The following is a 19,363-nucleotide window of genomic DNA, read 5'->3' as shown; positions in this document are numbered from 1 at the left end:
TTATATTGTTATTTGTTTATCCGATGTATAAATCTGTGCATCGTCAGGATGCTGTTCATTCACTATGCTCTTTGTTTCGTCCGATACCAAGGCTTCATATTTTTCCTTGGCGAACTTGACATCAGTCAGAAAGCGGGGCGGGAAGCCATACTTGGCAGAAATGACCATAATCTGATCGTCCTTGTAATTGACTGTTACATCCGACTTGGGGTCAAATTCTGGAACTTCTTTCCTAAAGGTGTCAATTAGTCTTTGGCGGAAATTGTTTGTCCGTTCATCTGCTTCCGGCAAGACCAACTGTACCATCGGCATCATGGGTTCAATGTTTCCCGGTATGACCTTGGCATATTCGGTAGGGTTGAACCGGACGTATGTACGCGATGCCTGAACCATGTATTTGACAAATTGTTCCAGCTTCTCCTTCGTGTCCAACTCCGATTCCAGCTTTTCTAAGATATTGACTCCTATCATTTTGTTGCGAGGATCGTTTTTAGCGACATTTTCCATGTCACGCAATGCATTTTCCTGACAAATGTCCAGTATGGTATGGAGGGTCAATTCATAATTGCTCTTGTTGCAAAGATTGGCAAATGTACGTTCTCCATCTTCTACCAGATTAGCTACCATACGTGTACGGATAGTAGCCGCATTCATGTCCATTTTATCTTTGTTGCTGACCAACTGTTGGCAAATATTTTGCACTACCCACGGATCGTATATTTTGATATACCACTTCCGTTGAGCTTCATCCGTTGGCCATCTGTCTGTGACTTGTTGCTGCAACTGATTATCGATTCCCCGAAACATGACTTCAAAGGTTATAATGTCACCTAACATGTGTTCCAGTTCCTCTATGGTGTCTTGAAGCAATTCTTGGGCATATCCATAAGCTACGATAAGGGTAGCTGCCGTATAGTATTCGCTCGTCATAGTCCGGAACAACCAGAACATCTTTTGTGGCTTATTCATTACCATATCCAAGAAGCCCATCTTCGACCAATCATAGTTGATATCGTCAATTTTGCAGCGCAGGTTTGCCTTTTTTTCTTCTTGTTTTGCCTTTAAAACATCGAATCCTGCCATGCGGCTTTTACTATCTTCTATCAATAGCCGGGTGTAGCTTTCGATTTCTAATATGCTTTGGCTATTTCCCGTTTCATAAAGCCATTTATCGAACAGTTTTTTTTCGATGTGGCGACGGATGGTATGCGCATAGCTTTTACGTTGCACCTGTTGTGACTTGTAGAACTCGGCTACTCCGCATTGGCGGAAGTGATGGTTAAAGCACTCTTCGCATCGAGCAGAGAAGTTTGTTAACCATTGTTTTTTGTCAACAGTAGCCATCATATCGTCAGCTTCTGCTTGTGTACACGTTTCCCATGTCTCTTCAAACAGTCGCCATTTTTGGGTTGCCGGACTGTCAATGATTGGACGTTCCAAAGTCAAATACCTGTCGCTTAGCATCAGCCATTCCTGATTCTTCTTATCCCGGATTTCATCTGCAAAGCTTACGCCAGCCTTTTCAAGGGGCCATATGATATATCCGATGTCCTCTTGCCATTTGTTGCAGAGGAGTTGATGTACGGCCTGCAAAGCATAACTGTACGTTATGAATTCCCGGATTTCCATTTCAGGAAATGCGACCTTTGCGATACCGAACGATCCGAAGTTACGACTGTGAACGATTATACCATCCTGCTTTTCGGGGATATTAGGCCAGCAAATTTCTGTCATTCGAGCCTGCTTACACCAAATCTCCCTATTAGCGATGGTCACTAGGAAAATGAATTCAGCTACTGCGGCAGGTAATTCGTGTATCTCATCCAGTACGATTTCCTGTTCGTTTATGTTGGTATAAATATAGGTATAAATAAGGCTTGAATCAAAAGCATCTTCAACCTCCGTTGGGTGGTACAGGCCTATAAGTAATGCGTTCAATTCTAACAAAGCGGCATAACTCCTGGCTTGGGCAATTGTTCCGGCATCGCTCGGCATCTGTCCGGGCAGATGAAGGTAAAGGTAGATTCTTCTATATATACCCATCTGGGGTAATGAAGGAAACCGCTTCCTTATTTGGGTTATGGCATCAATGATACAACCAGCACCTTCTGACAGACTGGTACAAATATGAAACGATACTTCCTCATCACCATGTAACTTTAGCATGACTTCATGCAAGGTCTGCACGAAATCATCCGAGGTACACTCTTGCAAGATAACGTGTTCAAGGTCATTGATGCGAAATTCTTCGTATATTCGTTTCCTTAGATTACGCAGAACTTTGCTTCCGTTATCTTCAAGTCCGATGATGAGTTGATTTGTCATATCTTTAATTTTATTATTGTTCTCTCTCTTTCATTTATGTCAGTTAAGAATATCAGAAATCGTCGAAATTCTTCCGGGGATTTGTTCGGACTCCTTTAGTTCCCCTTTTGCTTTTACCATTGCTACGGTTACCTTCTCCTTTGTCGAAATACAAGGCTATAAGCATGGCGGCTACGATGAATCCTAATGACCAAAGCAATCTGTTCCATATCATGCTGTTCATTTCTTCATTAATTACCTCGTAAAATACCTGTGGTAATTCTTCTATTGGGTGTCCACTCATGTCGAATAGGTTGAGGAAGCATCCGGATAAAGGGAATTGTTCGTTCAGCATGTCGCCCACTTGTTGACTGGATTGAAGATCAGCTGTTCCGTGGATGCCGTCAAGTCGCTGCGTCAGCCACAGGCGCATGGATTCTGTTTCACTCTTTACTGTAAAGGCTCCAACCGAAAGGGTCATATTGACCATGAGTAGTAATGCCAAAATAGGTCCGGTTACAAAAAACGGGATGGAACGGACAGTACCTTTGCTCAAAGTGGAAAGGATGAAATAGAGCGTGGCCATGATGAAAGCTGTGATTACAATGCCATAGAAAAGGCAGGTGATGCCTTCGCTCAAAATAGAAAAGAAAATGCCCATTGCTGTGAAACTATTTTAGAAGGTTCACACTATTCTTTCTTACAAGGGCTTTGGCGTAGTGGCTGATATTGGACGAATATCCAAATTCTACAGGATTCACATTACAAGGTGTGTTCATATCTTATTCATTTTTAGTACCGTAAAAAGGTTAAATACGGACATAAAAAAGCGTGGAATCGTCCTGTTGTCCATTCCACGTATCGAGGCTCTCGCATTGCCTATTGTAGTCGAACAGACAACGTCAGAGCCCACGCCGATATGAATATACGTTAGCCACACGGTACAATCATATATAAACACACTTGCATGCCAAAAGGATGCAATACATGCTTATACGATATACCATGGGCCGTGATATAATCACACCCGGGGCATCTACCGTTGCTAAGTTCAAGACTACAATACCGTAATTTGCGAGATTTCGATACGTCAAGAACAGAGCGTCAAGTAAACGCCTTCATATGTCTGTTCTCATTGACCCTCCCAATACCGCATCACATAGATTTTCGCTTCTCTATATGTTGCTTCGGCGTGGGGGTCATTCCTTTGCTATTTTAACAAAAGCAAAAGGAATTTCACATGAGAACATGGCAAATGTAATGATTCTTTTTTTATTAGTATAAAATCATGAAAGATTAAGTCTTTTATTAACATTATTTAGCGCTACTATTCTGCAGCTGTTTCATCTTAACTATTTTTCCTAACGAAACATTATTCTTTAATTGATTTCTTGTGATATGTATTGTATGTATTATTAGTTAAATATAATGAGGTAATATTTTGCTCTTTCTCTCTTTTTTAGATAGCTTCTTGCATAACTTAATATTTCACGTTTTAGATAGTGTGAACCTTCATCCTCTATAACTCTTCTCCGTGACGTTTCACAGTAAGTACTTAATAAATAGCGAGTTGCTGTGAAACGTGAATCTTAAATCTTTTTGTTGAAACGTGTTTGTGCGTGGATTTTGTGTTTCACGTATTGGTCGGTAGGGAGATGATGGGGTAAGGGAAGTATCGAAGAATTGTTGTATAAGGGCTAGTTGTCGTCAAAATGAATTGGGGCGTTTGGCGCTGGAAAAAGTTGCCTTTTCGTAAAGTCCTTTTGGGGACGGTTGTCAATCATTGCTTGCACCATTTTCTGGATCGCAAGTGTCGTTCATGAGCCATGCAAGTGTGGCTCGTGAACGGCACAAGTGTCTCTCGCGAGCCGCACTTGTACGGCTCGAAGGAGGCGGAAATCAAAGCTGTTTCACCTCACCAAGTCCTTCCAGGAAAGCCCAGGTGGTGCGGAACGAACGCTCGGCCATCGTGGCCCAGAAGTCGCGGTACTGCGAGAAGTTGTCGTCGTGTGCGCCCGGCGTGTCGCTGATGATGCGGAAGCTAAGGAAAGGCACACCATAGACGAAGCACGTCTGTGCAATGGCGGCCGACTCCATGTCAACGGCCAGCCCTTCGGGGAAGTGGCTCTTGATGTCAGCCAGTTCGGCGGCGGCTTCCACAAAACGGTCGCCCGTACAGATAAGTCCGCCGTGTATGCGGCTTTCCAGTCCGGCGCCGTCGTTCAGGTTCAGGGCGTGTTGCAGCAGCGGGGCGCTGGCTTCGTAGTACAGGGGCATGCCCTGCACCTGTCCGTAACTGGTTCCGTCGTTGCCGCAATAGACGTCGTGATACACCAGACGGTCGCTGGCCACCACGTCGCCCACCCGCAGGCGGGTATCGATGCCTCCCGCCACACCGGTGCTGACAATGCAGTCGGGACGATGGCGACGTATCAGTTCGGCCGCCCCCACAGCGGCGTTCACCTTGCCGATGCCGCACTGCGTCAGTACCACGTCGTTCTGGCCCAGCAGGCCTTCTACATAACGGAAACGGCCCTCGCCGCTCTCTTTCTTCTCCGACAGACGGTCCGCCAGCTGGCGGTGCTCGCTGTCCATTGCGCTGATAATACCTATTTTCATTGTTTCTATACAGTCTTTATGGGTAAGCAATTCTTTGCATAAGCCAAGCCTCAGCCCCACAGCTCATCGCTTGCCGCCCGCGGCTTGTGGCTCATCGCTCCGGCAAAAGTACGACATTTCAGCGAAATACGTCGGCACGATATGTGGAAAATACGAGGGGATGCGTTATCTTTGCACGGATTATCAATCAAGAAGAAGATTATGACACTGAAGAAAATTCTACCCGACGTGATTGCCATCGTGGCCTTCATCCTGATATCGTTTGCCTACTTCTTTCCGGCCGACGTAGAAGACCGCGTGCTTTTCCAACACGACACCGTGGCCGGAGTAGGCGCAAGCCAGGAAGCCACCGAGTATTATAACCAGACCGGCGAACGCACCCGCTGGACCAACTCCATCTTCGGCGGTATGCCTACCTACCAGATAACGCCTGCCTACGACTCGGCACAGCCGCTGCAATGGATTCAGAAAGTCTATCGGCTGTTTCTGCCCAACTACGTCTATCTGACGTTCATCCTGATGCTGGGCTTCTATATTCTGCTACGAGCCTTCGGCATCCCCGTCTGGCTGGCCGGCTTAGGGGGCGTGATGTGGGCTTTCTCGTCCTATTTCTTCATTCTTATTTCGGCGGGGCACATCTGGAAGTTTGTCACGTTGGCCTATATTCCGCCCACGCTGGCGGGCATCGTGCTGGCCTATCGGGGCCGGTTGCTGGCCGGAGGCATCCTGGCTGCCATCTTTGTGGCACTGCAGGTATCGTCCAACCACGTACAGATGTCCTACTACTTCCTGTTCGTCATCCTGTTCATCGTAGGCGCTTACTTCGAGAAGGCGTGGCGCGAAAAGACCCTGCCCCAGTTCTTCAAGGCAAGCGCCGTGCTGGTAGTGGCCGCACTGATAGGCGTCGCCACCAACCTGTCGAACCTGTATCATACCTATACTTATAGTAAAGAAACCATGCGCGGCAAGAGCGAGCTGGTGCAGACGGGCGATGCCGCCAAGCAGACCAGCAGCGGATTGGACCGCGACTACATCACGCAATGGAGCTACGGCATCGGTGAGACGTGGACGTTGCTTGTCCCCAACTTCAAAGGCGGCGCTTCGGTACCCCTGTCGATGAGTGAGACAGCCATGTCGAAAGCCAACCCCATGTACAGTGGCCTCTATGGCAGCCTGACGCAGTACTTCGGCGACCAGCCCATGACGTCGGGTCCTGTCTATGTAGGCGCTTTCGTGCTGTTCCTCTTCCTGTTGGGTTGCTTCATCGTGAAAGGCCCACTGAAGTGGGCGCTCATCGGAGCCACCCTGTTCTCCATCGTGCTGTCGTGGGGTAAGAACTTCATGCCGCTGACCGACTTCTTCATCGACTACATACCGATGTACAACAAGTTCCGCGCCGTGTCGTCCATCCTCGTCATAGCCGAATTCACCATTCCTCTGCTGGCCGTCTTCGCCCTGAAGAAGATACTGGAAGAGCCCACCGTGCTGCGCGCCAACCTGAAGGCCCTGGGCATCAGCCTGCTGCTGACGGCCGGCGTGGCCCTGTGGTATGCCATACCCTCGTCGGGCGGTTCCTACGTGCCTGCCCAGGAGGCGCAGATGCTGCAACAGGCCGTCGACGGAGGCATGATTCCGGCCAGTGAGCTGAACGGCATCCTGGCCAATCTGGGCGAGATGCGCGCCGCCCTGGTACAGGCCGACGCCCTGCGCAGCTTCCTCATCATCGCCATCGGCCTGCTGCTGCTCATGCTCTACACCACGGGCAAGCTGCGGCAGTCGTTCACCGTGGCCGGCATCGCCGTGCTCTGCCTGGTGGACATGTGGAGCGTCAACAAGCGCTACCTGAACGACGAACAGTTCGTGTCCCGCTCCATCCGCACCGAGAGCTTCAGCAAGACGCCGGCCGACGAACAGATCCTGCAGGACAAGGACGCCGACTACCGCGTGCTGAACCTCGCCTCGAACACCTTCAACGAGAACAACACCTCCTACTGGCACAAGAGCGTGGGCGGATACCACGCTGCCAAGCTTCGCCGCTATCAGGAAATGATAGACCACCACATCAGCGGTGAAATGCAGGCCGCCTACCGCGAGTTTGCCACTTCGGCCGGAGAGGTAGACAGCATCGACCCAAGCAAATTCCGCGTACTGAACATGCTGAACACCCGTTACTTCATCTTCCCCGCCGGACAGAAAGGCGAAACTATGCCCATGCGCAACCCCTTTGCCTACGGAAATGCCTGGTTTGTGAACAACGTACAGTATGTGGACAATGCCAATCAGGAAATAGATGCCTTGCACGACATTTTGCCCACCGAAACAGCCGTTGTGGACAAACGCTTCAAGGACGCACTGAAAGGCATGACCGATGCCCATAAGGACAGCCTGTCCGCCATCCGCCTGACTAGCTACGCGCCCAACCGCCTGACGTACGAAACCGAAAACAGCGGCGACGGCATCGCAGTATTCTCCGAAATATACTATCCCGACGGCTGGCAGGTGACCATCGACGGCCAGAAAGCCGAACTGAGCCGTGCCGACTACATCCTGCGTACCCTGTACGTGCCCGCCGGCAAGCACACCATCGAGATGCGCTTCGACCCGCAGAGCCTGCACGTGACCGAAGGCATCGCCTACGGAGCCTTCATCCTGCTGCTGATAGGAGTGATCGTCGTCGTATGGATGGAACGTAGAAAGTGCGTAAAGGAAGCTTAAATCATAATAGACAGAAAACCGCCCCTACCTTCACAGGTAAGGGCGGCCGAAGTCAATAATACATGAAAAAACGCTATTTAGAGAGAGTCTCTTCTTTTTGTTTCAAATAGATTACAAGATTCAGATTTTATCTTTCTGAGGAGCCTCAGCATTGTTGTGCGGTCTACGAGGCGGTTTCTGTTCATCCCGCATTCTCTGCCACTTGGCAAACTGCTCTTCAGTCAGAATTTTCTTCAGTTTCTTTTCTTTGCTGGCAGCAGCTTTCTGCAATTCTTCAGCAGAATCTTTAGCCATGTGAGGCATTCTCGGACCGCCCATCGGTGGACGGCCACCACCCATACCAGGCATCATTCCACCTTCGCCCATCGGCATTGGCGGACGTTCGCCGTTCATATCGGGCATAGCTCCCATTGGCGGACGCATTCCTGCCAGCCGGGTCGAAAAGATTTTTTTCTGCTCCTTCAGGTTCAGTTTATACACCTTCTTATATTGTTTGTCGGTCAGTTGCAGTTCTTTCTGCATTTGATCTGTAATCCGTTGAGCAGCCTTTTCAGGTGAGGGAACTTCGCGCGGAAGTTCTTTTTGTTCTGCTCTCGGTTCGGGCTCTTGTGCCTGTAACTGAACTGCACCGCATGTTAGGCAAACAGTCAGTAACCATAATGAAGCATATCTTTTCATAAGCTTTTCGTTTTAATCCGATGCAAATGTAAATGATTCAACGAGACTGCAAAAATCGAATCTACTAATTGGCGAGTTTTATCGACTAATTGAATAATCTTGTGTCCTGAAACAACATTCGTATGAAGAGAAATTTCTGATTCTACACCTTCTTATATTAAGAAACACACAGCCTGTCACTACAAACATGAACCTGCTTTCCCGACGAAGGCCGGCTGCTATCAGAGCAATATTAAGGAAATCCGCAGTTTATCTTAAGGTTATTCCATGAAAATTCCGTAACTTTGCTTTCTAATCTACAAAAAAGAATCAATCGTAAAGAATACATATATGGAAACTACTCGTCAGAATAAAATAGCCCGACTGCTGCAAAAGGAACTGAGTGATATCTTCCTGTTGCAGACCAAGTCTATGCACGGTACGCTGGTTTCGGTCAGCACCGTACGTATCAGCCCGGATATGAGCGTGGCACGTGCCTACCTCAGCGTATTTCCTTCGGAAAAGGCCGATGAAATAGTCAAGAACATCAATGCAAATATGAAGTCCATCCGCTATGAACTGGGTACACGTGTGCGCCACCAGCTACGTATCATTCCGGAACTGAAGTTCTTCATTGACGATTCATTGGACTATCTGGAAAGAATAGACGAACTCCTGAAACAGTGAACCTGCCCTTCTACATAGCCCGTCGCTACCTCTTCTCGAAGAAGAAGCACAATGCCATCAACATCATTTCTGCTGTGTCGGTATGTGGAGTGGCATTGGCCACTTTGGCATTGGTATGCACCCTGTCCGTCTTCAATGGGTTTCAGGACATGGTAGCGGGATTCTTCACCGCTTTCGATCCGGAACTGAAAATTACCGTCCGCGAAGGCAAAGTGTTCGATCCGCATGAATCGCGTGTGGCACAGATACATGCTATGCCCGAAATAGAAGTATGGACCGAAACACTGGAAGAGAATGCCATGGTGCAATACAAGGACCGGCAGACAATGGCCGTCATCAAGGGAGTGGAAGACAACTTCGAGCAACTGACTGCTATTGACAGTCTGTTGTATGGTACCGGAAAATTCGTACTGAACGATTCGGTGGTCGATTATGGCATTCTGGGTGTGGAACTGATGTCCGAACTGGGTACCGGCATCCAGTTTGTAGACCCGTTGCAAGTATATGCTCCCAAACGGAATGCACGAGTCAACATGGCCAATCCTGCCGCCTCGTTCAACAGCGACTATCTGTTCTCGCCGGGAGCTGTGTTTATAGTCAACCAGCAGAAATACGATGCACGCTACATACTTACATCGCTTGGCTTTGCCCGCCGTCTGTTTGACTATGATACCGAAGTGTCGGCCATCGAAATCAAGCTGAAGCCCGGCAGCAATATCGATGCCGTCGAAAAGAAAATGGAAGAGATACTCGGCGAACGGTTTGTAGTGCAGAACCGTTACGAGCAGCAGGCCGATGTTTTCCGCATCATGGAAATCGAGAAATTCATATCCTATCTGTTCCTGACTTTTATTCTGGCCATTGCCTGTTTCAATGTCATCGGTTCTCTGTCGATGCTGATACTGGACAAGCGTGACGATGTGGAAACACTGCGCAATCTGGGTGCCGGTGACCAGTTGATAACACGCATATTCCTGTTCGAAGGACGAATGATATCTGTCTTCGGTGCAAGTATAGGAATTGTTTTAGGATTGCTGCTTTGCTTTCTGCAACAAAAGTTCGGACTCATTTCATTGGGTGGAGGAAACGGTAGCTTTGTAGTCGATGCTTATCCAGTTAGTGTACATCTGACGGATGTATTGCTTGTTTTCGTTACCGTCATTGCGGTTGGTTTCCTGTCGGTATGGTATCCGGTGAAGTATCTTAGCCGTCGGTTGTTGTCGACTACTTCTTCCGAATGATAGTCAACCCGTCACGCAACGGGAGAATTACCTTTTCTACACGGCTGTCGGCTGCTACCAAATCATTGAACTCCTTGATGCGGATGGTCTGCAAGTCGGAAGCATGCGGATGCTCTTCGAGTACATGTCCGTCCCACAACGTATTGTCGGCTATGATGTAACCACCGTCGGAAAGGCGCGGAAGCACCATTTCATAATAGTCGATGTATTTGCGCTTGTCCCCATCGATAAAAGCCAGATCGAATGTTATATCTAATTCAGGTACCAGCTTCAACGCATCGCCTATATAGAATTTTATTTTGTCAGCATACGGCGATCCTTCCAGCCAGGGACGTGTAAAGTCCTCCTGTTCGTCGTTGATTTCGAAGGTATGAAGCATTCCTCCTTCGGGCAGGCCTTCGGCCATACAAAGAGCGGAGTAACCGCTATATGTTCCTATCTCCAGTACTTGTCGGGGACGTATCATCCGTACAAACATCTTCAGCATTCTGCCCTGCAGATGGCCCGATGCCATGCGCGGATAAAGCAGTTTCAGATGCGTATCCCGATAGAGAGCGCGAAGATAATCGCCTTCATCATCAATGTGCTGTAGGATGTATTCGTCTAACGACATGGACATAGAAATGAAAAATTAATAGTTAATAATTAAAGTTTCGGAGTCAGCCTTTCCTTGGAATGTAAGAAAGCTATAGAAGTTATCACTCCGCTGTATTCCGTTAGAAGTTAAAGCCAATAGACTTGTAAAAAGAAAAGTGGAATAACAGATCTATTGGCTTTTAACTCCTAAGCTCGCTCAAAGCGGGTGATAACTTCTTTAACTTCTGTGAGTTTAACTTCGTCGATTTTCAATTCGGTAAAACCGAAACTTTAGAAGTTTATAAATACCGGTTGCAATTAGGCAATACGCTTTCGTTGGCGTGCTTCAAGGCGTCTTCTACTACGTTGATTTCCAAGAAGGAAGTCTGCGTACCGGCCTTTCCGCTGCTCAGATATCCCACCATGTCGGTAGGTTGCAGACGGCCCTCCTGCAACAGGCGACGCAAAGCGGCAAAATAATATTCCTGACCGTTGGCCAGCTCGGGCATATAGATCGCTTCTACACCGTAGGACAGAGCCAGATGGCGCATGGTCTTCTCCTTATAGCAGATGGCCAGTACCGGATACTTACCACGGAAAGCAGCCAGATTGCGTGCTGTACGTCCGCTGTAGCTGTCGGTAATGATGGCGCGGATTTTCAGTTTTGTAGTGGCTTTTACCGCCTGCTTGGCAAGGAATGCTGTCACGTCGTTGCTGTTTTCGTCGAGCGGTATACGGATGTCGTTATCAGGCAGTTTGTCTTTTTCGGCCTGCGCAGCAACTTTCGTCATGGTCTTTACAGCTTCTACCGGATATTTGCCGTATGCTGTCTCGCCACTCAGCATCAAGGCATCGGTGCGGTAGTAGATGGCATTGGCGATGTCTGTTACCTCGGCACGTGTAGGACGTGGATTATTGATCATGGTGTGAAGCATCTGAGTTGCTACAATTACCGGTTTCTTGGCCAGGATACACTTGCGTATCAATATGCGCTGGATACCCGGTATACGTTCCTGCGGTACTTCGATGCCCAAGTCGCCACGGGCAATCATCACACCATCGGCTACTTCCAGAATCTCATCAATGTTGTCGACACCTTCCTGGTTCTCTATTTTGGCAATGATCCGAATGTCGCTGCCGTGAGCATCCAGAATTTCTTTGATGTCAAGTACATCCTGTTTGTTGCGGACGAAAGAGTGAGCAATGAAATCTATATCTTTCTCGATGGCATAGAGAATGTTATTGCGGTCCTTTTCTGTCAACGAAGGCAGGTTGATGCGTACACCCGGTACATTGACGCTCTTACGGCTTCCTAAACTTGCCTCGTTTTGCACTTCACACAGCAGATAGTCGTCACATTTTTCGATAACAGCCAGTTCCAGATCACCGTCGTCAATCAGTATTTGTCCGCCTACGTTCAGATCACGGACGAAATCGGGATAAGAAACGGAAATGCACTCGCGTGTAGTTTCCTGTTCGGGGCGGCCTACTACCTTCACACGGTCACCTACCTTGAATGAAATTGGTTCGGCCAATACAGTAGTACGCACTTCGGGGCCTTTTGTGTCCATCAAAATGGCGATTCGGTTAGACACTGTCCGTACATTGTTTATCAGCTTTTCAGCTCCTTCACGACCCAGGTGAGCTGTATTCATACGCACCACGTTCATGCCGGCTTCGAACAACTGTTTTATAAAATCTACTTCACAACGCTGGTCCGAAATGGTTGCTACGATTTTAGTCTGCTTCAATAACATAATCTATATACCTATTTATTAGTAATGATTTAAATTCGTAATTTGTCTTTTAATTCAGTTCTTCCACCTCTTCGAGAGTGCTCATGGATTCTCGGCTCTTCTTTTTTCAAGAGGAGTCGGAGGGGATGAATCAATGGTTTAGCAAGGCTTCTAATGCCAGACGATAGGAATCGAGGCCAAAGCCCAGAATGACTCCTTTACATGCACAAGAGATCATGGACGTATGACGGAAAGTCTCACGGGCATGTACGTTGGATATATGTACCTCGATGACTGGAGAAGTAACCGCACGAATAGCGTCCTGCAGAGCAATCGACGTATGAGTATAGGCACCTGCGTTCAGAATAATGCCATCTACATCGAATCCAGTTTCCTGAATCTTATCAATCAACTCTCCCTCAATGTTCGACTGGAAATAGTCAATCTGCACATCCGCATATCGGGAACGAAGTCCGGCAAGGTAATCTTCAAAAGTAACGCTACCGTAGATAGTCGGTTCGCGCTTGCCCAAAAGATTTATATTCGGGCCATTAATTATTTGTATCCTCATAACACAATTTTTTATACCTTTGTCTCCACAATGATTGTTCATTCTGAGTGCAAAGGTAGGAAAAAGAAATGAAATCGGAAGTAAAATCAGCGAATAAGGACAGGCAAACGCTGATAATCAGCAAATATAAGCAATACTTGAGACTGGAGAAATCGCTTTCGGCCAACACTTATGATGCTTATCTGAGTGATTTGGAAAAGTTGCTGCATTTCACTGAAAGTGAACAGATTGGAATAGATGACATTACGCTGGACGACCTGCAGAGATTTGCAGCCGGACTGCACGACATCGGCATCCATCCCCGCTCGCAGGCGCGCATCATTTCGGGCATCCGTTCGTTTTTTCACTTTCTGGCGTTGTCCGACTTCCGCAAAGATGATCCCAGCGAACTGCTGGAGGGACCGAAAATAGGATTCAAACTGCCCGAAGTGCTGTCGGTCGAAGAAATCGATGCCATTATCGGCGCCATCGACCTCAGTAAGGACGAAGGACAACGCAATCGCGCCATACTGGAAACACTCTACAGTTGCGGACTTCGTGTATCGGAACTGTGTAACCTGAAGTTGTCGGATCTCTATTTCAAGGAAGGCTTCATCAAAGTAGAAGGGAAAGGCGACAAGCAACGGCTGGTACCCATTTCGTCACGCGCCATCAAAGAAATTGAAAATTGGTTTATCGACCGCAACACCCGCTGGAGAATCAAAAAGGATTTTGAAGATTATGTATTTCTGGCGCGGTGGGGAAAAAACATATCACGTATCATGATTTTTCATCTGATCAAAGAGCTGGCCGAGAAAGCCGGTATCACCAAAAACATCAGTCCGCACACCTTCCGGCATTCGTTTGCAACTCATCTGCTGGAAGGCGGAGCAAACTTGCGCGCCATCCAATGCATGTTGGGGCACGAGTCAATCGCAACAACAGAAATCTACACTCATATCGACCGCAATATGCTAAGAAGTGAAATCATAGAGCATCATCCACGCAATATCAAGTACCGAGAGAGCAAGAATTTCATTAAATTATAATAAATCTGCCCATTCTATTAACAAAATGTCTTAAGAATTAATATCTTTGCCTTGTATATGCCCGTGGGAGCAGAGTACAATAACAAAAGAATAGACAAATTTCAATTACAAACAATTAATTTATACCTAAAATGACTAAGAAACTGTATTTGCCGCTGTTAGTGGCATTAGTTGCTGTCCTCACATCGTGTGGAAGCAAAATGGGAGAGTTGTCATCAGATTACTTTACCGTAACACCTCAAGTTTTGGAAGCTGTAGGAGGCAAAGTACCTGCTACCATTAACGGTAAGTTCCCCGAGAAGTATTTCAACAAGAAAGCCGTTGTAGAAGTAACTCCGGTTTTGAAATGGGAAGGTGGCGAGGCTAAAGGCCAGTCTGCCGTATTCCAAGGTGAAAAAGTTGAAGGTAACGAACAGACTATTTCCTACAAGATGGGTGGTAGCTACACAATGAAGACTTCTTTCGACTATGTTCCCGAAATGGCTAAATCAGAACTTTATCTGGAATTCAAAGCTACTATCGGTAAAAAGACAGTTGAAATCCCTGCCGTTAAGATTGCCGACGGTGTAATCTCTACTTCTGAAATAGTTGAGCAGACTTTGGGTAGCGCCACTCCGGCTTTGGGTGCTGACGCATTCCAACGTGTTATCAAAGAAAAGCACGATGCACAGATCATGTTCTTGATCCAACAAGCTAACGTACGTGCCAGCGAGCTGAAGACTGCCAAGGAATTCAACGAAGAAGTTAAGAATGTCAGCGAAGCTGCTAACAAGAAGATCAGCAACATCGAAATCTCTGCTTATGCTTCTCCCGATGGTGGTTACGATCTGAATAAGGGTCTGGCCGAAAACCGTCAGGACAACACTGCTAAGGTTATCAACAAGAACCTGAAGAAAGACAAAATTGAAGCTACTGTAGATACTAAGTATACTGCACAGGACTGGGAAGGTTTCCAGGAACTGGTTTCTAAATCCAACATCCAGGATAAGGAACTGATTCTCCGCGTTCTGTCTATGTATCAGGATCCTGAACAAAGAGAGCAGGAAATCAAGAACATCTCTTCTGTTTACAAGACTTTGGCTGACGAAGTTCTTCCGCAACTGCGTCGTTCTCGTCTGACTTTGAACTACGAAGTTATCGGTAAGTCTGACGAAGAAATCTCTAAGCTGGCTGAAAGCGATGCTAAACAGCTGAACCTCGAAGAACTGCTGTACGCTGCTACACTGACTAACGATGCTGCAAAGAAAGAAGCTATCTATACAAAAGCTACTCAGAACTTCCCGAATGACTACCGCGCATACAACAACCTCGGTAAGCTGGCTTACCAGGCAGGCAACCTTGACAAGGCTGAAAACTACTTCAAGAAAGCCGCTTCTATCAAGGACGCTCCTGAAGTGAACATGAACCTTGGTCTGATCGCTCTGAACAAGGGTGACAAGGCTGCTGCTGAATCTTATCTGGGCAAGGCTGCCGGTGCTGAAGAACTGAACGAAGCTCTGGGTAACCTTTACATCGCTCAAGGTCAGTATGACAAGGCTGTTAACGCATTCGGCGATATCAAGACTAACAGCGCCGCTCTGGCACAGATCCTGGCTAAAGACTACAACAAAGCTAAGAACACACTGGCTGGCGTAGCTACTCCGGATGCTTACACTGACTACCTGATGGCAGTACTGGGTGCAAGAACCAACAATACTTCTATGGTAACAAGCAGCTTGAAGAACGCTGTAGCAAAGAACCCGGCATTGGCTAAGAAAGCCGCTTCTGACCTGGAGTTTGCTAAGTACTTCACAAACGCTGACTTCATGAACATTATCAAATAAGAAAGGTTTAGCTGGTGAGTTTATGAGTTTGCTGGTTAAGGCAAAACTCAATAACTCCAAACTAAATAACAATAAAGAAGTTGCCCGGCATACGAAATTATGTCGGGCAACTTTTTTTTATATCCGGCAAAAGAAGTACATTCGCAGCAAGTATCAGAAGAAACATCATAATGAAGAAAATCAACCTCGTATACACACTGCTTTTCATCCTCGCGGCTTGCGGCGGAAAACCAACCGTAACGACCAGCATCAGTGGCGAAATCAAGGGACTGGGCAATGACACCCTTTACCTCTTTGGTGCCGATCCCATTTACGACGGGATGGACACGCTGCCCGTAAAGGAGGGCAAGTTTTCGGCCGAACTGTCGGTCGACACACTGGTAACAGCTTATCTGCTCTTTGACGACGGAACCAGATACCCGATATTCATTGGCAAAGGCAATTCCATACTAATAAAAGGAAACGTCTCCGACCCAACTTTGCTGGAAGTGACCGGCAACACCGCCAACGATGAACTGACCGCCTACCAGAAAGATCTGAAAGGACTGGGCAAACCGTCTGAAAGGGCGTTGCAGGAAAAGGCGGAAGCCTTCATTACGACGCATCCGTCATCGCTGGTCAGTGTCTACCTGCTGGAAAAGTATTTCGTAAAGACAGCGCAGCCCGATCTGCGACGCATCGAACGTCTGATAAACAGCCTGACCGGTGAGCTGAAAGACCGTTCTACGGTGGACCAGCTGGCTAAGCAAATCCTGGAGGAAGAGAAAACCGATGTCGGTAAAACAATTCCTTACTTCAAGCTGCCCGACACCGAAGGGAAAGAAACCACCCGTACCGACTTCAAGGATCAGTACATCCTGATACACTTCTGGGCATCGTGGGATTCGCTCAGCATGAAGCAGAACGAGATGTACAAGCGTATCTATAAGAAAGAACAGAAAAACAAGAACTTCGCCCTACTGGGCATCTCGCTCGACACCGACCGGAAGGCATGGCTGGACGCCATCAAGCAGGATACGCTGAAGTGGAAACAAGTATGCGACCTCGACGGATGGCACTCTACATTCATCGGCCAGGTATCGCTACACAGCCTGCCCGCCAACATCCTTGTCAGCCCCTCGGCACGAATCGAAGGAAAAGACCTTGACGAAGACGCCATCAAGCAAAAGCTGGAGGACATCGAACAGGAAGCCAAAGAAAAGAAAGCCCGGGAGCGGAGAAGGAGATAATCCGCTACCGCAATCTGGCAACCCTTGGGGAAAGTTCCCCTTATAACCATTACCTTACTCTAATACCGAACAAGCACCATGCTAATTAAAGTCTACGGAGCAGCCGTACAAGGCATCGACGCTACCCTTATCACCATCGAAGTAAACAGTTCGCGAGGCTGCATGCTCTACCTCGTCGGACTGCCCGACTCTGCCGTCAAGGAGAGTCAGCAACGCATCCGTTCGGCCTTGCAGGTCAACGGTTACCGCATGCCCACGTCCACCATCACCATCAACATGGCCCCTGCCGACATACGCAAAGAAGGGTCAGCCTACGACCTCCCGCTGGCCATCGGCATGCTGGGAGCTACCGAAGTTGTACACTCCGACAAGCTGGAAGAGTATCTGCTGATGGGTGAACTCAGTCTCGACGGAAGTCTGCAACCCATCAAGGGCGCACTGCCCATCGCCATCAAGGCGCGCGAACTGGGCTTCAAAGGCTTGATTCTGCCTCGCCAGAACGCACGCGAAGCAGCTGTGGTGAACAAGCTCAACGTGTACGGCGTGGAAAACATCAAGGAAGTGGTGGAATTCTTCAACGGGGAGCGCGAGCTTGAAGCCACCATCGTAAACACCCGTGAGGAGTTTTATGCCCAGCAGACTATGACCGACCTCGATTTTGCCGACGTCAAAGGGCAGGAGAACGTGAAGCGTGCCCTCGAAGTGGCAGCGGCTGGCGGGCACAACATTCTTCTGATCGGTGCTCCCGGCAGTGGAAAGTCCATGCTGGCCAAGCGACTGCCGTCCATCTTGCCTCCGTTGTCGCTGGGCGAGAGTCTGGAAACTACCAAGATACATTCCGTAGCGGGAAAGTTGGGCAAGGACGGTGGACTGATAACCAAACGTCCCTTCCGCGACCCGCACCATACCATTTCGACCGTGGCTATGACGGGTGGCGGTACTTTCCCCCAGCCAGGCGAAATCAGTCTGGCGCATAACGGTGTCCTCTTCCTCGACGAGTTGCCCGAGTTCAATCGCAACGTGCTCGAAGTGTTGCGCCAGCCGCTCGAAGACCGTAAAATCAGTATCTCGCGCGTGAAGTGCAACATCGACTATCCCGCCAGCTTCATGCTTGTGGCCAGTATGAACCCTTGCCCGTGCGGCTACTACAACCATCCCACCAAAGCCTGCGTATGTACGCCCGGCCAGGTGCAGAAATACCTGAACCGTATCTCGGGTCCGCTGCTCGACCGCATCGACCTGCAGATTGAAGTCATCCCCGTACCCTTCGAAAAGATGTCCGACGCCCGCCCCGGCGAAGCCAGCGCCGTCATTCGCGAACGGGTGATACGTGCCCGTCAGATTCAGGAACAGCGCTACGCCTCCATCCCCGGTGTCTACTGCAACGCCCAGATGACCAGTCGTCTGCTTTCGCTCTATGCCCGCCCAGACGATCGTGGTCTGGCTTTGCTGAAGAACGCCATGAATCGCCTTAATCTTTCGGCCCGCGCTTACGACCGCATCCTAAAGGTATCGCGTACCATTGCCGACCTCGAAGGCAGCGAGCATATCCAACCCGCTCATTTGGCCGAGGCCATCGGCTATCGTAACCTGGATCGTGAGGACTGGGCAGGCTGAGATACAGGACACTTGCATTTCATTTATACGACACAAGTGTGGCTCGCGAGAGACACTTGCACGGCTCGCGAGCCATACAAGTGTTGTTCAGCGGGGTTGTTAATGAAAACCTGTGGGGTTGTCAGTGAGAACCTCAGGGGTTGTTGGTGGAAACCTGTGGAGTTGTTCGTGAAAACCTGTGGGGTTGTTGGTGAAAACCCGTGGGGTTGTTTGCGAAAACTCGTGGAGTTATTCGTTACCCCTTTCGGCTAAAGAGGATGTTTGCGTGCGTAAAGTGTTACTTGACGGACGTAAAGTGCCACTTTACAGACGCTGAAACCTATGTTGGCAGTGTAGAAGTCTACTGTTTGGGAGATGTTTTCCCGTTTTTTGCCTTCACGCTTTCACCTTTCTCTTTTTCCGACTGAAAAACAGGTAGATAGGGTGAAAGATGAGGCTTCACGCCCGGTTCACCGTTCATTTCCAGATAACCCCAATAGCCAAAACCAGAATTATGTCATTATCAAAGAATGAAATAATATGAAAATAGCCAAAGTCTTTGCCCGTCCAAGGATTTTGGC

At 48.3% G+C, this 19,363-nt stretch carries 14 protein-coding genes; 7 read left to right on the top strand and 7 right to left on the bottom strand.

The annotated features are described in order from the left end of the window. From BQ5591_RS01065 to BQ5591_RS01055, 3 genes are all read right to left on the bottom strand, one after another. Nucleotides 1-2,325 carry a tubulin-like doman-containing protein gene (locus BQ5591_RS01065; RefSeq protein WP_071148100.1) on the bottom strand — a complete coding sequence of 775 codons (2,325 nt, stop codon included), beginning with the start codon at nucleotides 2,323-2,325 and terminating at the stop codon, nucleotides 1-3. 52 nt (nucleotides 2,326-2,377) lie between these two features. Further along, complete coding sequence (locus tag BQ5591_RS01060) at nucleotides 2,378-2,965, bottom strand: hypothetical protein (RefSeq protein ID WP_071148099.1); 588 nt, start codon at nucleotides 2,963-2,965, stop codon at nucleotides 2,378-2,380. A 1,238-nt stretch (nucleotides 2,966-4,203) separates the two neighbouring features. Continuing rightward, nucleotides 4,204-4,923, bottom strand: coding sequence for a 5'-methylthioadenosine/adenosylhomocysteine nucleosidase (locus BQ5591_RS01055; protein ID WP_071148098.1), 720 nt, complete (start codon nucleotides 4,921-4,923; stop codon nucleotides 4,204-4,206). A gap of 201 nt (nucleotides 4,924-5,124) precedes the next feature. Between BQ5591_RS01055 and BQ5591_RS01050 the strand changes: the two genes are divergently transcribed. Further along, nucleotides 5,125-7,638 (top strand): YfhO family protein, encoded by a 2,514-nt coding sequence (locus BQ5591_RS01050; protein ID WP_071148097.1) that lies wholly within the window; start codon nucleotides 5,125-5,127, stop codon nucleotides 7,636-7,638. A 120-nt stretch (nucleotides 7,639-7,758) separates the two neighbouring features. On the opposite strand, the gene BQ5591_RS01045 is transcribed toward BQ5591_RS01050, so the two are convergent. After that, entirely contained in the window at nucleotides 7,759-8,316 is a 558-nt protein-coding gene (locus tag BQ5591_RS01045) for a DUF4890 domain-containing protein (protein ID WP_071148096.1), read from the bottom strand. A 330-nt stretch (nucleotides 8,317-8,646) separates the two neighbouring features. On the opposite strand from BQ5591_RS01045, the gene rbfA reads away from it, so the two are divergent. Together rbfA and BQ5591_RS01035 are read left to right on the top strand one after the other, a co-directional pair. Next, complete coding sequence (gene rbfA, locus BQ5591_RS01040; RefSeq protein WP_022163826.1) at nucleotides 8,647-8,982, top strand: 30S ribosome-binding factor RbfA; 336 nt, start codon at nucleotides 8,647-8,649, stop codon at nucleotides 8,980-8,982. Continuing rightward, entirely contained in the window at nucleotides 8,979-10,223 is a 1,245-nt protein-coding gene (locus BQ5591_RS01035; protein WP_071148095.1) for an FtsX-like permease family protein, read from the top strand. Before rbfA ends, BQ5591_RS01035 begins: the two co-directional genes overlap by 4 nt. Here BQ5591_RS01035 and BQ5591_RS01030 read toward each other — a convergent pair. The 3 genes from BQ5591_RS01030 to aroQ form a co-directional block, all read right to left on the bottom strand. Then, nucleotides 10,207-10,836: an O-methyltransferase gene (locus tag BQ5591_RS01030; RefSeq protein ID WP_071148544.1), complete on the bottom strand. Its 630-nt coding sequence runs from the start codon at nucleotides 10,834-10,836 to the stop codon at nucleotides 10,207-10,209. The two genes, BQ5591_RS01035 and BQ5591_RS01030, sit on opposite strands and share 17 nt — an antisense overlap. A gap of 262 nt (nucleotides 10,837-11,098) precedes the next feature. Beyond that, nucleotides 11,099-12,556, bottom strand: coding sequence for a pyruvate kinase (gene pyk, locus BQ5591_RS01025; RefSeq protein WP_022163829.1), 1,458 nt, complete (start codon nucleotides 12,554-12,556; stop codon nucleotides 11,099-11,101). 130 nt (nucleotides 12,557-12,686) lie between these two features. Next, a complete protein-coding gene (aroQ, locus tag BQ5591_RS01020) occupies nucleotides 12,687-13,106 on the bottom strand; it encodes a type II 3-dehydroquinate dehydratase (RefSeq protein WP_022163830.1) in 420 nt (139 codons plus the stop codon). Between the two features lie 68 nt (nucleotides 13,107-13,174). On the opposite strand from aroQ, the gene xerD reads away from it, so the two are divergent. From xerD to BQ5591_RS01000, 4 genes are all read left to right on the top strand, one after another. Further along, nucleotides 13,175-14,134, top strand: coding sequence for a site-specific tyrosine recombinase XerD (gene xerD, locus BQ5591_RS01015; RefSeq protein WP_071148094.1), 960 nt, complete (start codon nucleotides 13,175-13,177; stop codon nucleotides 14,132-14,134). Between the two features lie 131 nt (nucleotides 14,135-14,265). Further along, complete coding sequence (locus BQ5591_RS01010; RefSeq protein WP_071148093.1) at nucleotides 14,266-15,957, top strand: tetratricopeptide repeat protein; 1,692 nt, start codon at nucleotides 14,266-14,268, stop codon at nucleotides 15,955-15,957. Nucleotides 15,958-16,127: 170 nt separating this feature from the next. Next, the gene (locus tag BQ5591_RS01005) at nucleotides 16,128-17,186 is read left to right on the top strand and encodes a DUF4369 domain-containing protein (protein ID WP_071148092.1); all 1,059 of its coding nucleotides are present in this window, start codon (nucleotides 16,128-16,130) and stop codon (nucleotides 17,184-17,186) included. 78 nt (nucleotides 17,187-17,264) lie between these two features. Then, on the top strand, nucleotides 17,265-18,803 hold the full coding sequence (locus tag BQ5591_RS01000) for a YifB family Mg chelatase-like AAA ATPase (protein WP_071148091.1): 1,539 nt from the start codon (nucleotides 17,265-17,267) through the stop codon (nucleotides 18,801-18,803). Nucleotides 18,804-19,363 lie beyond the last annotated feature (560 nt).

It is taken from the genome of Bacteroides ndongoniae, from assembly GCF_900108345.1.
Taxonomy (GTDB): domain Bacteria; phylum Bacteroidota; class Bacteroidia; order Bacteroidales; family Bacteroidaceae; genus Bacteroides; species Bacteroides ndongoniae.
Note: the sequence above shows the minus strand (reverse complement) of the source record. Positions and strands in the feature narration are given on the sequence as shown.

Coding starts and splice junctions, on each gene's coding strand:
- BQ5591_RS01065 (WP_071148100.1), bottom strand. CDS start 2,325: ATGACAAATCAACTCATCATCGGACTTGAAGATAACGGAAGCAAAGTT.
- BQ5591_RS01060 (WP_071148099.1), bottom strand. CDS start 2,965: ATGGGCATTTTCTTTTCTATTTTGAGCGAAGGCATCACCTGCCTTTTC.
- BQ5591_RS01055 (WP_071148098.1), bottom strand. CDS start 4,923: ATGAAAATAGGTATTATCAGCGCAATGGACAGCGAGCACCGCCAGCTG.
- BQ5591_RS01050 (WP_071148097.1), top strand. CDS start 5,125: ATGACACTGAAGAAAATTCTACCCGACGTGATTGCCATCGTGGCCTTC.
- BQ5591_RS01045 (WP_071148096.1), bottom strand. CDS start 8,316: ATGAAAAGATATGCTTCATTATGGTTACTGACTGTTTGCCTAACATGC.
- rbfA (WP_022163826.1), top strand. CDS start 8,647: ATGGAAACTACTCGTCAGAATAAAATAGCCCGACTGCTGCAAAAGGAA.
- BQ5591_RS01030 (WP_071148544.1), bottom strand. CDS start 10,836: ATGTCGTTAGACGAATACATCCTACAGCACATTGATGATGAAGGCGAT.
- pyk (WP_022163829.1), bottom strand. CDS start 12,556: ATGTTATTGAAGCAGACTAAAATCGTAGCAACCATTTCGGACCAGCGT.
- aroQ (WP_022163830.1), bottom strand. CDS start 13,106: ATGAGGATACAAATAATTAATGGCCCGAATATAAATCTTTTGGGCAAG.
- xerD (WP_071148094.1), top strand. CDS start 13,175: ATGAAATCGGAAGTAAAATCAGCGAATAAGGACAGGCAAACGCTGATA.
- BQ5591_RS01010 (WP_071148093.1), top strand. CDS start 14,266: ATGACTAAGAAACTGTATTTGCCGCTGTTAGTGGCATTAGTTGCTGTC.
- BQ5591_RS01005 (WP_071148092.1), top strand. CDS start 16,128: ATGAAGAAAATCAACCTCGTATACACACTGCTTTTCATCCTCGCGGCT.
- BQ5591_RS01000 (WP_071148091.1), top strand. CDS start 17,265: ATGCTAATTAAAGTCTACGGAGCAGCCGTACAAGGCATCGACGCTACC.